The following is a 15,486-nucleotide window of genomic DNA, read 5'->3' on the forward strand; positions in this document are numbered from 1 at the left end:
TTATAAAAAATTGAAGGGTATAGCCAAAACTTAGAATGTAAAAGTATTGGCTATACCTTTCGGGTTTTTAGGTACTATGATATTTTTGATCAATTACTTATTTATAAATTCTTCTTTGGTTATTATTTTGAGAGGAGTACCTCCTGTTTTTTCAAGATATTTATTGAGTTTAGTAATCTGTTTGTTTTCTATATTTTTATATGCTTCTTTAGCATTGTGTAACCTGGTTTCTAATACTTCTTTATTTTCTAATTGAGCAGATGAAGGCTTCTCGAATAAGTTTGTAACATCACTATAGACTTCTGATAGTTTTTCTCGTAACTGAGGTTCTGCCTCGGCAACATAGTTATCACCTGTTGTAACTACCAATGTTTTTTTTAAGGCTACTAATTCATTAATTACAGATGAAGTAATTTTTTGAGAAGCAGAATCTTTTTTTGATACGTTTTTTGCACTTTGTATATTTTGGTCAATTTGATATACTAGATATGCTAACTCTTGCATGTCATCAAATAACTGTTGAGCAGCCTTTCTTTGAACAATTCTATCTTTTTCTGATACTAATGAAATTGGATCATTTTGTAAGGTGATAGTACTTTTATATTGATTTTTACCTTTTGTAAGAACAATATTGTAAGTGCCAGCAGCAACTCTTGGGGCTGTAAATCCACCAAAGGTAAGTGTTTTTCCAGCGGCTACTTTAGGTGCTTTTTTTCTGAAATTCCAGTTAACAATATTGATCCCTTTGGATTTTCCAGGAACAAGATCGACAACTTTATTACCGTTTTGATCTTGAATAGAAAGTGTCATTTTTCCAAAAGTATGCCTCTTCTTTAGGTAGTAAATGATTTTTGCATTGGTATTTGGGTTTTCTCCTTTGAATTGAAGTTTTGTGCTACCTCCACCAAAACCACTTTCTTCTTTGATAGTAAAAGGTGGATTCTCAAAAAAGTGAATATTTTTGGTAAGAACTTCTTGAGTTATTTTTCGCAAAGGAGAAATATCGTCGATAATTATGATACCTCTACCATGAGTCCCTAATACCAGATCATTGGTTTTCTTTTGTAAATCAATAAAGTGAACTGCGGTTGCAGGCATATTATTGGTAAAACGAGACCAGTGTTTACCACCATCAATGGTAATGAATAACCCAAACTCTGTACCTAGATATAGAATGTCTTGGTTTACATAGTCTTCTTGGATATTTCTAGCAAATCCAACAATGTCATTGGTAACAAGAGAGCTCCATGTTTTTCCGAAATCTGTGGTTTTGTATACGTATGGCTTCATATCTCCTGTGGTATGACCATCAAAAACAGCATAGGCAGTTTCTTTGTTATGTGTACTTGCTTCTATATGATATACCCAAGTGTTTTTTGGCAGTCCTTGTATATTGGCTACTGTATTGGTCCATGATTTTCCACCGTCTTGTGTTACTTGTACGTTACCATCGTCTGTACCTACCCAAATTATATTTTGATCAATAGGAGATTCTGCAATAGTAAAAATGGTAGTATGTGTTTCTGCTCCTGATTTGTCTACAGAAAGCCCACCAGATTCCTTATCCTGTTTGGCAGGATCATTGGTGGTAAGGTCTGGTGATATTTTTTTCCAGTTATCCCCCATATCTTCGCTTATGTGCAGAAATTGACTTCCCATATAAAACCGATCAGGGTAATGATTGCTCACTGCCATAGGAGCGTTCCAGTTGAAGCGCAGTTCAGCTTCTCCTTTTATGGGTAATGGTTTTATATTTTTTGTATAGTTTCTATCAATGTCATATCTCCATACATTTTGAGCACCCTGCATTTCTGAGTAGATAATCTTTTTGCTAGGATGTCTTAATACTCTAAAACCATCACCATATCCAACAGGTTTCCAGTCTCTGGCCTCTATTCCACCTGGAGAAGATGAGGGACCCCACCAAGATCCATTGTCTTGTAGCCCTCCGTAGATGTTATATGGTTCTTCGTTATCTACACTGATATGATAAAACTGAGATATAGGTAGGTTATCTACCATGTCCATAGTAGCTCCGCCATCCCAGCTTCTATATACACCGCCGTCTGTACCAACATATATTCTATCAGAATTATTAATATCAAAAACGATATCATGAATATCAGCATGCATACTACCTAAATTCTTAAATGTCTTCCCACCATCTCGGGAGATAGATCCAAATAATCCACCTTTGATAAGAATATCAGGATTTTTGGGATCGACAACAATTCTAGAGAAATAAAAAGGTCTTACCACAAGCCCAAAATCTCCATTTAATAACTTCCAATTGGCTCCTGCATCATCAGAACGATATAATCCTTTATTTTCTTTACTTTCTATAACGGTGTATATTATTTGTGGATTTGAAGGGGAGATTGCCAATGCAAGTCTACCAAGATCTCCTTTGGGGAAACCATTGTGTATTTTGTTCCATGTTTTTCCTGCATCTGTTGATTTATATAATGCACTATTTGGTCCTCCAGAATTAAATCCCCATGGTGTTCTCCTAAACTCCCACATAGCAGCATATACAATGTTTGGGTTTTTGGGATCTATAATCACTTCATTAGCCCCAGTTTTTTGATTAATGTAGAGTATTTTATTCCATGTTTTTCCTCCATCTATTGTTTTATATACTCCTCTGTCAGAACTATCACTCCATAGCGCACCTAGGACACCTATATAAATTTCATTAGAGTTTTTTGGATTGATTTGTATACTACTGATCCGTTCTGAATTCTCAAAACCCATTTTTTTCCAGTTAGCACCCCCATCAGTAGATTTGTATAATCCATCACCAATAGATACACTATTACGAGTCCATATCTCACCAGTTCCTACCCAAATTGTAGTATCTGGATCGGTGGGGTCTACTTTTACAACTCCAATAGATTGTGCATGCTTATCAAAAACCGAAGAAAAACTAGCACCTCCGTTTGAAGATTTCCAAACACCGCCTCCTGCGGTACCAGCGTATATTATTCTGTCATTGGTAGGGTGGTTTTCTAGATCTATGATCCGTCCACTCATTAATGCGGGGCCAATCTGTCGTGCTTTTAGGTTACCAAATAATTCTTTTCCTTTTAGTACAATTTCTTGTGCCTGCAAGTTTATACAAAAGAGTATAGCCAAGCTTGCAATTATAAATTTATTGTTCATAATTACGGATTGTTTTAAATATTAAGAATAAAAAATCCCCAGTTTAATTTGGGGATGATGATTTGTGATTATTTTCCTTCAGGAAAAGCGAATAACGCTTGATCTACTTCTGGGTCGATATCAAACTCTTTAAAATCGATACTTTGTAGTTCACTGCTTTGAGAAAATGGAAAATATAGTCCTTCTACTTCTTGATAATCACTAACTGACATTTTTATTGTTTTACCTTTCATTGGTCCGTCTTGAACCGCTTCTTCTATAACAATCGGGACATAGTTTTCTGTATCAAAATAATAGTGAGAAATATTAGGCTCGGATTTACCATTGATCATTATAGGGTCTTTGGTGACCTTTATTTTGAAAGTATCTGCCCCATCTATAGTTTCATTACCTATAAGTTCTATTGAATATCCTTTTTCTTTATAATTAAGAAATGGAGAAGGCCAGTCTTTGATAAGGTTTTTCATTTTTTCGGTAGCTTCATTATCATTTTTTTCAGCTTCCATTGTCATTTGGTTTCTTGACCAAGAAGTTTCTCCATCATAAGCGGCCCAGATCATTTTATTTCCTTGTAGTTCTATTGAGGTCGATTGGCGACCATCTGTCATCATTATTTGCTCAAAAGGAATTTCCATATTTTGCATTTTCATGACTCCAGTCATTTTTATGCCTTTTAGCTTTTCCCAATTTTCTTTTCCTCCAGTATTTTCAAAATAATTGTTAATAATTTCATCAGCAGTTTGTGCTTGAAAAGAAGTGGTAATAGCTAATATAATGGCTACAAGAATTGATTTTAAAGCATTCATTAGTTGTGAATTTTGTTGTTTATAAAATTAGTCAATAGATTTATTGTTTTGTTACACTTATCTTTATTTTTTTTGTTAATTGATCATTAAAATAATAATATTAGTTTCATTTTTTTATTTAAATTTCGGGATGAAATTTTAAAAATATCAACACACATGCAGTTTGGAAAAGTAGCAGATCCTCAGAATATTGATTTTACCTTACCTCAGGATCATAAAGATACTTTAGAGATTCTAAAAAAAAGAAATGCAGGTGAGTTGTCTCTTTATGTTGGTTGCGCCAAATGGAACAGGCAAGATCTGAAAGGGTTTTACCCTAGGGGAACAAAGGATGAGTTGGAGTATTATTCGAGACAGTTCAATGCCATTGAGATGAATGCTACTTTTTATAGAATTTTTCCAGAAGAACAATTCAAAAAATGGTATAGTAAAACTCCTAAGGGGTTTAAGTTCTTTCCTAAATTAGTACAGAATATTTCTCATCTAAAAAGATTAAACGATGATGTACAACCTTATGTTGATGAATATTTGTCTAGTGTAGTTCATTTAAAAGAGAAACTAGGTACTATCTTTTTACAGTTACATGGTAATTTTGGTCCTAAAAATTTTGATAGAGTTATCCAGTTTATAGAACGATGGCCAAAAGAGATACGTTTGGCGGTAGAGTTTAGGCATACTGATTGGTTTAATGATGTTGAGGTAGCGAATGAGCTATATGATCTTCTTGAAGAGAATAATATAGCTAATATTATAACTGATACTGCTGGTAGAAGAGATTTGTTGCATATGCGCTTGACTAATGATGAGGCTTTTATAAGGTATGTGGGTGCTAATCATGAGACAGATTATGCTAGACTAGATGATTGGGTGAAAAGGCTTTCTGTATGGAAAGATCAAGGGATTTCTAGAATACATTTTTTTGTTCATCAAAATATAGAAGTAGAATCTCCTTTGTTATCTAATTATTTTATTAGAAAACTAAACGATCAGATAGGTAGTAAATTACATTTACCAAACCACTTGTCTAATGATTTGAAGTTGTTTTGAAATTAGAAAGGTAATAGTATTGTTTGTTTTTGTCAAGGATTTTACGGTAATCCCCTCATCTTTAATTGTTAAAATATAAAATAGATTTGCTTTTTAGCGATGATATATGTACTTTGCCGATGTGTTTAATATTAGTTTTGTAGGAAAATACGTAATTTGTTTCTGAAATAGCTAATTTTGAATTCATAAAATGATTCTCTATAAATTATTAAAAAAAATATATATGAATAGATTTTTACTATATCCTTTTTTATTGGTTTTTTTATTAGTTGGAGCTATAGGAAACTCACAATCAGATCATTCAATCAATCATTCTTATGACGAACAGGGTCATTCATCATCATCATACGAAGGAACTTTTCTAGTTGATAGTCAGTCAATTGTTAAAGAGAAGTCTCTTTTTTATAGTGAGAATTCTATTTTATCAGAAGATCATATGTTAGAGAGTAATCATGTACATCAAATTACTTTACTTGACATCATATCTTCTGAAGAAGAGTCAGATTTTAATTGTTCAGGAGGTTTCTGTATGAATAATTTTCATTTTCATAAGAAAGGAGTGACCTTAACAAAACAGCTTTTTGATTACTTTATATGGGTTTCCTGTTAATATAATGTCTTTTTAACTTTGGAAAAGTATAAATAGATTCAATTTCTATAGACACGATTTCAAAGTTAAAAAGGTATAATTAATAATTAAACACGTTATTTTTTGATTAAGTTGAATTATGAATAGATATTCAGTTACTTTTGCAACTTAAATTAAGCATGGTATGACGTTTTTAGAGTTAGGAGTGTCTAAGGATCTTAATAAAGGCCTTAGTGAAATAGGAATAAAAACTCCAACTAAGATTCAGGAGCAAGCAATCCCAGTTTTGATGAGCCATCAAACCGATTTTGTAGGAAAAGCTCAAACAGGAACAGGTAAGACTGCTGCTTTTGGGATTCCGATTTTATCTCAGATTGATACTTCTAAAAAACATGTTCAAGCCTTAATACTGGCCCCAACACGTGAATTGGGACAGCAGATAGCAAAACAACTTTTTAAATTTACGAAGTATACGGATAAGGTGTTTACAGAATCTGTGTATGGGGGAGAAAAAATAGAAATACAACTTACCAGATTAAAAAGGCCCACTCATATCATTGTGGCAACTCCAGGAAGACTTATTGATTTGATAAACAGAAAAGCTGTTGATATATCAAAGATACGAACATTGGTTATGGACGAGGCTGATGAGATGTTGAGTATGGGATTTAAAAAAGATTTGACTACTATTTTATCTAAAACAAAAGGAAATAGAAATGTTTGGCTTTTTTCGGCAACAATGCCATCTTCATTAGATGATATAATAAATTCTTATGTGCGCAAAGATGCTGTTAAGATAAGTATAGATAAGAATGATGCTGTAAATAAAGGGATTTCTCATCAGTTTGTGGTAGGGGATGAATCAGCCAAATTAGATACACTTACTTATTTCCTAAAAACGCAGAAAGGAAGTAGAGGGATTATATTTACAAAAACCAAAATCGCCGCAAGAACACTTAGTAAGCAATTAAAATCAAAGGATTATGAGGTTGGTTTGCTAGAGGGAGAAATGACTCAGAAAGATAGAGATAAGGTGATGAGAGCTTTTAGAAAAAAAACATTACAGTTATTGGTGTCTACTGATGTTGCGGCAAGGGGGATTGATGTTGCAAACTTGGCTTTTGTAGCACATTATCAATTACCAGATCAAATAGAGTATTATACGCATAGAAGTGGTAGGACAGCAAGGGCAGGGAAAACGGGTATATCTCTAGCTTTAATTGTGAAACAAGAAGTTCAGGTAATAAGAGAGTTAGAGAAGCAGCTAGGGATACGATTTGATCAGATCAGGTAATTATTAGTGGTAACCTGCTGATGAAGAAAAAGGTATTGTTATTGTTATGTAGTTTGTTTTCTATCAAAAGAAGCACCAATTTTGGATATTACTGATAATAATTTCTCAAAATTTACAGGTTTAGAAAAATATTTATCAAAACCTATATTTATAAAACGCTGTTCGTCTCCAGGCATTGCATAGGCAGTTACGGCAAATACGGGAATATTTTTGAGAATTTCTAATTTTCGAAATCTTTGAAGTAGTTCACAACCATCCATTTGGTTAAGTCCTAGGTTGATATCAACGAGAATAAGATCTAATTCTTCTTCTTTTACAACCTCAAGGGCTTCAGAGCCATTTTCTGCAATGATCACATTAGAATCATTTCTGGATAACATCTTATCCATTACCATTGCATTTATTTTGTTGTCTTCTACGTAGAGAACATTCATAAGCATTGTGGAATTATTATGTTAAACTGGGTGCCTTTACCTATTTTACTTTTTACTTCTATTTTACCATCTAATATCTCGATATATCGTTTTGATAAGCTTAGTCCGATACCTGTACCTTCATATTTACGACTTAAACCAATACTTTCTTGCATAAAAGGGTCAAAAATTTTCTTGAGATTCATTTTATCTATTCCAATTCCAGTATCAGTAACGGAAATATAAACATTATTTTTGGAATTTTTAGAATTAACCTTAATAATTATCCCTCCTTTGTTGGTGTATTTTACTGCATTATGGATTATATTGTTTAATGCTGCTCTAAAAAGACCTTTGTCAATACATACTGTAGGAGAAACTTGATCAAGCTCTAATTGATAAGAAAGTTCTTTTGCTTGAGCCATATGTTTGTATTCTCGAAACGAAGTTTCTATAGTGTAATTGATATCAAGTTTTTGTAGATTAATATTCTTTTTTATGGCTTCTATCTCACTAAAATTGGATAGATTATTGATGGTATCTAAAAGTCTGTTTTTACTTTCTTCTAGGTATTTAAGTAGTTTTTCTTTTTCCTGAGGGTTTTTTTCATCCAATAATAACTTGCTTACCGTCATTATTCCATTAAGAGGAGTTCTTATTTCATGGCTAAAGTTTGATAATATGTTTGATTTTAAGCTATTGAGTTCTTGTTCTTTGATATGTGACTCTTTGATGGCTATTTCTGCTAATTTTTGCTCCGTTATATCGTGAAAACTAACAAGGATAGAATTTACTTTTTCTTCTTCTTGATCAAAAATAGGTGTGTATTTTGCTTCTAGCCATTGGGTATCGCCTTTATAAGTTATGCGTTCGATTTCTTTTTTTACAATATTCCCTTTTAGAGTTTCATTAAATTCATGTGCAAAAGAGTTTTTGAAATTAAGAGGTACAACATCAATTAGTTTACATACTTGTTGCGTTGGGTCTACATTAAATCCTTTTTTGATAATCTTTACAGATTTTTCGTCTGTCATTAGGATTTCTCCTTGGGTGTTTAATAGTACAGTATAAGCAAAACCATTATTTACAATTGCTTGTAGTCTGTTTTTATTTTCTTCAATAGTTTTTTCGTTGAGCTTTTTTTGATGTACATCGATGAGGTTTCCAATAATTCTAGTGGTTTTCCCTTTTGCATTCTTTCTTTTAAAACCATAAACCTCATAGTTACGGTAGCCACCATTGAGATGTTTAATTCTATAATAATTGTAATAATGATTTCCTTTTTCGGTAAGGCTATTGTCGTATCTTTCTAGTGCGCTTTCTACATCATCAGGGTGGATCATTTGTATAAATTCTTTTCTAGATACAAAATCTTGATCCATTGGCAATCCTAGCATTTTCTTAAAATCGGTACTATAGAAAACTTCATCTTTATTAATATAGTGATCAAATAGCCCTGATTGTATGCCTTTTAAAGCTAAATGTTTAGTCTCTTCGCTGTGTTTTAGTTTTTCTATATAATTATATCTATCGGTAACATCTGCAATTGTTCCGTTTACATAGATAACTTCGTTTTTGTAGATTACAGGCAGACCAATCACTTTGATCCATTTTTCGTTTCCTTTTTCTGTAATTATTTTTTCTGTGTATTCATATGGTTTTTTGTCTTTGAGCAAATTATCAAGATAGCTTTGTACTTTTTCTCTAGAATCCTTGAGAAAAAAATGAGAAGCTTTCTCTCTAGTGATAGGAATGTTATAATCTAATTCTTTGATAGCATAACATCCTTTTGACCAGTACATCTCATTGCTTTTAGGGTTAAAATACCAAGCTCCAATTTTGGTAAGTTTAGAGATGGTCAATAACGCTTTATGTTCTTTGTATTCTTCGGTAGTGTCAATTGCAGCTGCATAGATTAGATCATCGTGCAATGTGAAATCAAATTTTAAAGAGAGAACCCCATTGTTTTCGGTAGGGAAACTTAATGAAGAATTTATAAAAGAACTTTTGTTAGAAAGATTGGTAACTAGATTATGAAATAAGGTTACATCTTGATCAATTATAAAATTAGTTATGTTTTTTCCTTTGATTTTACCTATATCAAAAGGAAATAATACTTGGCACCTGTTATTAGAAGCAACTATTTTTCCATCTTTTTTTAAAATGAATAGAAATAGTAATGTTTTTTCAGATAATACTTCGAATTGTTCTAACGTAAAAGACATATGTACTGGTTAATTCCACTTAAAGTTACAAAATGATTTGTAATTCTATGTGGGTTCCAAGTTGTAAAAGGATAATTAAGAAAAAGAGGAAGCCTTATGTAACTCAAAATTAGTGCTTAGTGTTTTTGCTTACTAAGTGATATTTTAATGCTCTGAAGCTAGCTCCGAAATTAAAGATTGATTTCAAACGAATATTTCTTGGGCATATCCTAAGATAGCTTATTAGGTTTAGTAATAGTAATGATTGATGTAATTGTAATGTTATTTTGAATACAGCTCTATTATATTTTGTTTTTTGATATACCTTACGGTATATTTGTAGTATGGTACGATCAGAAAAAACAAGACAGTTTATTATAGAAAAAACAGCATCTATCTTTAACAAGAAGGGGTATATAGGTACTTATTTGTCTGATTTAACAAATGCAACTGGTCTTACCAAAGGGAGTATTTATGGGAATTTTAAAGATAAAAATGAAGTTGCATTAGAGGCTTTTAGGTTTAACTATAAATTACAAACAGAAGAGGTGTTGTCTCAGGTGAACAAAGAAAAAAAAGCAGATAAAAAACTGTTGGCATTTCTGGATTATTATAAAAAGGAATATGAAGTTATTTTTGAAAATGGGGGATGTGCTATATTGAATGCAGCTGTAGACTCTGATGATGGAAATGTATTATTGAAACAAGAAGTAATCGGTAAAATAGAGAATTGGGTTTATAGGGTTGAGACGATTCTTGAGGAAGGAATACAGCAAAAGGAACTTAAAGAGGTAAATGCTTTAGAGTATGCATATAGAATAATTGCACAGATAGAAGGAAGTATCTTCTTGTCAAAAACATTGAGTCAACCAAGTATCTTATTAAAAAACATTGAATTATTGAAACAAGATATTGAATTATTAAAATTGAATTAAAAATTTTTTGAACACACATATACCGTAAGGTATATGTGAAAAAAACAATATTATGAAAAGAGTTGTAATAACAGGCTTGGGGGCAATTACTCCTATTGGAAATGATGTAAAATTGTATTGGGAAAACTTATTGAGAGGTGTTTCTGGTGCAAATATGATCACTCGTTTTGATACAGATAAGTTTAAAACCAAATTTGCATGTGAACTAAAAGGGTATAGTGATGTTGATTATTTTGAAAGAAAAGAAGCACGTAAGTTAGATAGGTTTAATCAATATGGTCTTATAGCAGCTACTGAAGCGATAGGGGATGCGGCTTTGGATTTTTCAAAACTAAATACAGAGAGAATAGGGGTTATTTTTTCTAGCGGAATCGGCGGTTTTGAAACTTTTGAGAAAGAAGTGATTAATCATGTAGAAGGCGAGTTTGTTTCTAGGTTTAATCCTTTTTTTATAACCAAAATAATATCAAATGCTTTGTCGGGTATGATTTCTATCAGACATGGGCTGAGGGGAGTTAATTATTGCCCTGTTACAGCCTGTGCTTCATCCACGCAAAGTATTATACATGCTTTTAATTATATCAAATGGGGCAAGGCGGATATTATTATTACAGGAGGATCTGAAGCTCCTATAACAGCATCGTCTATAGGAGGGTTTAATGCAATGAGAGCAATGTCTGTAAATAATGAAAATTATAAAATGGCATCTAGACCTTTTGATACACATAGAGACGGATTTGTAGTGGGAGAAGGTGCTGGTTCGTTGATTGTAGAGAGTTTGGATTCTGCCTTGAAAAGAAACGTAAATATCTATGCAGAGATTGTAGGAACAGGAGAGAGTTCTGATGCTTATCATATAACAGGAACACATCCTGAAGGTGAAGGTGCTTTTCTGGCAATGAAAAATGCTATACAGGAAGCTAATGTTTCTACAGATCAAATTGATTATATAAATGCACATGCTACTTCTACAGAAATAGGAGATTTGTCAGAAATTAATGCGATAAAGAAATTGTTTGCTTCAAATTTGAATAAAATCCAAGTGAGTGCAACAAAATCAATGACAGGGCATTTGTTGGGGGGAACAGGTGCTATAGAAGCAATAGCTACTTGTTTATCTATTATGAATGATAGTATTCCTCCAACAATAAATACTAAAGAAATTGATGTAAACATACCAAAGGAATTGAATTTATCACTAGGAGAGAAAACTGTTAAAACTATAAACTACGGAATTAGTAATAGTTTTGGGTTTGGAGGCCATTGTGCGGCACTGTTATTAAAAAAATATATAGAGTAAAGATGTCTCTTATTGTATCTGAAATAGACATATCAGCCTTTAGAGGACTTACATGTTTTTGGAATAGTGTAAATTGATTTTAAATTAAAATGCCTGCGGAAACATCAATACTACTAGGTAACTTCTAATATAGGTACTTTTTGTGTGCCTTTTTTATCTTAAAAAGAAAACCCCTTGAATATCAAGGGGTTTCAATAATAAGCGGAGAAAGAGGGATTCGAACCCCCGGAGGTGTGACCCTCGCTGGTTTTCAAGACCAGTGCATTCGACCACTCTGCCATTTCTCCAGTGTTTAGTCTCATCAGGTATTCCCTGAATGCGGGTGCAAATATAATATCTTTTTTAGATCTAAAAAGAATATTTTTATTTTTTTTTTAAGTTATTTTCTTTTGTGAAAATATTCGTACAATCATATACAAGGAATTAAGTATCTTGTGCTTTATTAATTAAATAATTACATGAAGAATAGTATAATATTAGTCAGTTCATTTTTAGCATGTTGTTGTGGAACTTCGCATAATTCTAAAACTAATAGTATAAAATCAGATGCTAATTCTGAAATCAAAACTGAATCTGCTACTACTTATGCAGAGAGTATTAGTCCAGAAGAGTTAAAAACGTACTTATATACTTTTGCTGGAGATGAGTTTGAAGGTAGAGATACGGGAGAACCTGGTCAGAAAAAAGCAGCTGAATACCTAAAAGAACAATACAAGAAAATGGGAATTCCTTCTCCGTTAGGAGGAGATGACTATTATCAAGAAATACCAGAAAGCTATTTTAGAGGAGGAATCAAATCATCTGAGAATGTATTGGCGTTTATAGAAGGTACAGAAAAACCAGAGGAAATTGTGGTGCTCTCTGCACACTACGATCATATAGGGGTTGATCAAAAAGGAAATATATATAATGGGGCAGATGATGATGGATCAGGAACTGTGAGTTTATTAGAGATTGCTCAAGCTTTTATGAAAGCAAAAAAAGATGGAGTAGGGCCAAAAAGATCTATTCTGTTTTTGCATGTCACGGGTGAAGAAAAAGGACTGTATGGATCAAAATTCTATACAGAAAACCCTGTTTTTCCTTTAAAAAATACTGTGACAGACCTTAATATTGATATGATAGGAAGGATTGATAAGAAACATGAAGCTAGTGATGCTAGTAATTATGTGTATCTAATAGGTAGTGACCGATTGAGTACAGAATTGCATGAGATAAGTGAAAAAGTAAATAAGGAATATACTAAGCTGAATTTGGATTATACGTTTAATGCAAAGAATGATCCGAATCGTTTTTATTTTAGAAGCGACCATTATAATTTTGCAAAACATAATATTCCTATCATATTTTATTTTAATGGAGTTCATGAAGATTATCACAAACCAACAGATACACCAGATAAGATAGCATATGATCTTTTGGCTAAACGTGCCCAATTAGTGTTTTATACAGCATGGGAAGTAGCGAATAGAAAGGAGAGAATTATTGTTGATAAAACTGAATAATATAAAACAGATTTATATATCTAAAAATGAGATACAAAAAAAGCCCTTTTATTAAAAAGGGCTTTTACAATGGGTGGAAGATCGGTTTCGAACCGACGACCTCCTGAACCACAATCAGGCGCTCTAACCAACTGAGCTACAACCACCATTTGATTTCAGGGTGCAAAAATAAAGGATTTCTTCATATCTGCAAACTTTTTTTTGAATTAAATTAAATCAAAAATAGAATTTACTGCTACAGAGCGTTCTACAGTGAATCCCTCTGCATAAGAGACACCTATTATTCTACCTAAATCGGAAGCTCTATAGGTTATGCTGTCCAAAAAATTCTTACTTGATATAGGAGTAGAAGGTTCCTTGCTGTCTATATTATAAAACTGAGAAGCGTATGCCATTACACTTTCTACCTTTTTATCTATATGGTTACTGATATCTACAACAAAATCAGGTTCTATATTCATCCATTGAATATAGTGATATACGTGTTTGGGTCTCCAAGGTTCTTGAATAACTCCATCCAGACTAGTTTCAATTTTTTTTAACCCTGATAAAAAACAGGAGTCACTAGTTAATTTACTTCCTTTACCATGATCGATATGCCGATCTGTTATGGCATTACAAAGCACGATATCTGGCTTGTATTTTCTTAATACTTTTATTATTTCTAATTGATGGTGTTGATCGTTGGTAAAAAATCCGTCTTTAAACCCTAGATTTTCACGAACATCAACTCCTAAGATTTCAGCAGCTTTTTTTGCTTCTTGATCTCTAATTTCGGGAGTGCCTCTTGTTCCTAGTTCGCCTCTTGTAAGGTCAAGTATTCCTGCTTTTTTTCCAGCAGCAATCTCTTTAGATAGTGTGCCAGAACAACTTAATTCTACATCATCGGGATGTGCTCCTATTGCTAGAATGTCTAATTTCATCTAGTGTATATTTGTTGTTTTTTAATTGTATGATAAAGTATAGTTAATCATTTTTAGGTACGTGGGTAACCTAATGTATAATCTTAATGTATAATCTTAATGTTTAAACTCAAGTGTTTTTACTTTTTCTATAGCTTGTTGTATGTCATGTATAAGATCTTCTTTTTCTTCGATACCTACACTTAGTCGTAACAATCCATCTTTTATTCCTTGTAAATTACGTTCTTTTTGAGAAAGTAGTGCGTGAGAGGTGAGATGTGGTGATAAGATTGTACTTTCTACACCAGCAAGGCTCATAGAGCTTTTGATGAGTTGTAATTCTTTTTGAAATTGTTTGGCATCTAATCCTTCTTTGAGTTCAAAAGAAAGCATTCCGCCATATCCTTTCATTTGTTTTTTTGCAATCTCATGATCAGGATGAGATTTTAATCCAGGGTAGTATACAGCAGAAATATCAGGATGTTTTTTTAGCCATTTGGCAATTTTTAGAGCATTTTTATTCTGTTGTTTTACTCTGATACCTAAAGTTTTGATACTTCTTTCTAGCATCCATACGGTAAAATCGCTCAAACTACCTCCAAAATTTTTGGCGACTTGAAAAATCTGATCAATATTTTTTTCTGTGGCAATTACTGCTCCTGCCAGAATATCACTATGACCACCTAGGTACTTAGTAGCAGAATGTAGTATGATGTCTATTCCCAGTTCAATTGGGTTTTGATTTACAGGAGAAGCAAAAGTATTGTCGATGATAGTAGTGATACCATTTTCTTTGGCCAAAGTTCCTATTCTTTTTATATTAGTGATAGTGAGTAAAGGGTTAGAAGGTGTTTCTAGATAGATAACTTTTGTATTTGGTTGTATTTTTTTTTTAAACCCTTCTACATCTTGAGTATCAGTATAAGAATACTCTATTCCATGTTTTTTAAATTCTTCATTGACAAGGTTGGCAGTACCTCCGTATAGTGTGCGTTGTAGTATAATATGATCTCCTTGTTGTAGAAAAGCAAATAATGTAGTGCTTATTGCTGCCATGCCGCTTCCAAAAATTAAAGAAGATTCCCCTTTTTCAAGTTTTGCTATTTTTTTACATAATGCTTCTTGATTGGGGGTATTAAAATACCTTGGGTAACGTTTGGTTTCTACACCTTCAAAGGCATAAGATGTAGACAGGTATATGGGAGATATTACTCCTTTGAATTGTTGATCCTGAATTTCACCCAGATGTGTGCAAATGGTATTAAAACCTATATTTTTTGTATTCATGATTTGATGCTAAATACTAATGTTATCGCATCTAAATTAAGG

General features: G+C 32.6%; 12 protein-coding genes and 2 tRNA genes. 6 read left to right on the forward strand and 8 right to left on the reverse strand.

Annotation, left to right across the window (positions count from 1 at the left end; all coding sequences use genetic code 11):
- Positions 1-93: 93 nt before the first annotated feature.
- Positions 94-3,162, reverse strand: a complete 3,069-nt coding sequence (locus tag CVD18_RS07725; RefSeq protein ID WP_103864871.1) for a sialidase family protein — start codon at positions 3,160-3,162, stop codon at positions 94-96.
- 68 nt (positions 3,163-3,230) lie between these two features.
- Entirely contained in the window at positions 3,231-3,968 is a 738-nt protein-coding gene (locus CVD18_RS07730; RefSeq protein ID WP_103864872.1) for an outer membrane lipoprotein-sorting protein, read from the reverse strand.
- A gap of 156 nt (positions 3,969-4,124) precedes the next feature.
- Between CVD18_RS07730 and CVD18_RS07735 the strand changes: the two genes are divergently transcribed.
- The 3 genes from CVD18_RS07735 to CVD18_RS07745 all read left to right on the forward strand — a co-directional run bounded on the left by CVD18_RS07735 (position 4,125) and on the right by CVD18_RS07745 (position 6,898).
- Positions 4,125-5,015, forward strand: a complete 891-nt coding sequence (locus tag CVD18_RS07735; RefSeq protein ID WP_103864873.1) for a DUF72 domain-containing protein — start codon at positions 4,125-4,127, stop codon at positions 5,013-5,015.
- A 223-nt stretch (positions 5,016-5,238) separates the two neighbouring features.
- Complete coding sequence (locus tag CVD18_RS07740; protein ID WP_146052731.1) at positions 5,239-5,625, forward strand: hypothetical protein; 387 nt, start codon at positions 5,239-5,241, stop codon at positions 5,623-5,625.
- 163 nt (positions 5,626-5,788) lie between these two features.
- Positions 5,789-6,898: a DEAD/DEAH box helicase gene (locus CVD18_RS07745; RefSeq protein ID WP_103864875.1), complete on the forward strand. Its 1,110-nt coding sequence runs from the start codon at positions 5,789-5,791 to the stop codon at positions 6,896-6,898.
- Between the two features lie 44 nt (positions 6,899-6,942).
- On the opposite strand, the gene CVD18_RS07750 is transcribed toward CVD18_RS07745, so the two are convergent.
- The gene (locus tag CVD18_RS07750; protein WP_158250411.1) at positions 6,943-7,332 is read right to left on the reverse strand and encodes a response regulator; all 390 of its coding nucleotides are present in this window, start codon (positions 7,330-7,332) and stop codon (positions 6,943-6,945) included.
- Positions 7,329-9,536 (reverse strand): PAS domain-containing protein, encoded by a 2,208-nt coding sequence (locus CVD18_RS07755; protein WP_103864877.1) that lies wholly within the window; start codon positions 9,534-9,536, stop codon positions 7,329-7,331. The genes CVD18_RS07750 and CVD18_RS07755 overlap by 4 nt, the downstream gene beginning before the upstream one ends.
- 323 nt (positions 9,537-9,859) lie before the next feature.
- Between CVD18_RS07755 and CVD18_RS07760 the strand changes: the two genes are divergently transcribed.
- Complete coding sequence (locus CVD18_RS07760) at positions 9,860-10,450, forward strand: TetR/AcrR family transcriptional regulator (RefSeq protein WP_103864878.1); 591 nt, start codon at positions 9,860-9,862, stop codon at positions 10,448-10,450.
- A 52-nt stretch (positions 10,451-10,502) separates the two neighbouring features.
- Positions 10,503-11,750 (forward strand): beta-ketoacyl-ACP synthase II, encoded by a 1,248-nt coding sequence (gene fabF, locus CVD18_RS07765; protein WP_199185057.1) that lies wholly within the window; start codon positions 10,503-10,505, stop codon positions 11,748-11,750.
- Between the two features lie 202 nt (positions 11,751-11,952).
- Here the strand turns inward: fabF and CVD18_RS07770 are convergent.
- Positions 11,953-12,037: transfer RNA gene (locus CVD18_RS07770), tRNA-Ser, on the reverse strand.
- Positions 12,038-12,208: 171 nt separating this feature from the next.
- Between CVD18_RS07770 and CVD18_RS07775 the strand changes: the two genes are divergently transcribed.
- Positions 12,209-13,255: a M28 family metallopeptidase gene (locus CVD18_RS07775; protein ID WP_103864880.1), complete on the forward strand. Its 1,047-nt coding sequence runs from the start codon at positions 12,209-12,211 to the stop codon at positions 13,253-13,255.
- 71 nt (positions 13,256-13,326) lie between these two features.
- On the opposite strand, the gene CVD18_RS07780 is transcribed toward CVD18_RS07775, so the two are convergent.
- From CVD18_RS07780 to CVD18_RS07790, 3 genes are all read right to left on the reverse strand, one after another.
- Positions 13,327-13,402: transfer RNA gene (locus tag CVD18_RS07780), tRNA-His, on the reverse strand.
- A gap of 59 nt (positions 13,403-13,461) precedes the next feature.
- The gene (bshB1, locus tag CVD18_RS07785) at positions 13,462-14,178 is read right to left on the reverse strand and encodes a bacillithiol biosynthesis deacetylase BshB1 (protein WP_103864881.1); all 717 of its coding nucleotides are present in this window, start codon (positions 14,176-14,178) and stop codon (positions 13,462-13,464) included.
- Positions 14,179-14,274: 96 nt separating this feature from the next.
- The gene (locus tag CVD18_RS07790; RefSeq protein WP_103864882.1) at positions 14,275-15,444 is read right to left on the reverse strand and encodes a PLP-dependent aspartate aminotransferase family protein; all 1,170 of its coding nucleotides are present in this window, start codon (positions 15,442-15,444) and stop codon (positions 14,275-14,277) included.
- Between the last annotated feature and the right edge of the window lie 42 nt (positions 15,445-15,486).

This window comes from Aquimarina sp. I32.4 (assembly GCF_002924285.1).
Classification (GTDB): domain Bacteria; phylum Bacteroidota; class Bacteroidia; order Flavobacteriales; family Flavobacteriaceae; genus Aquimarina.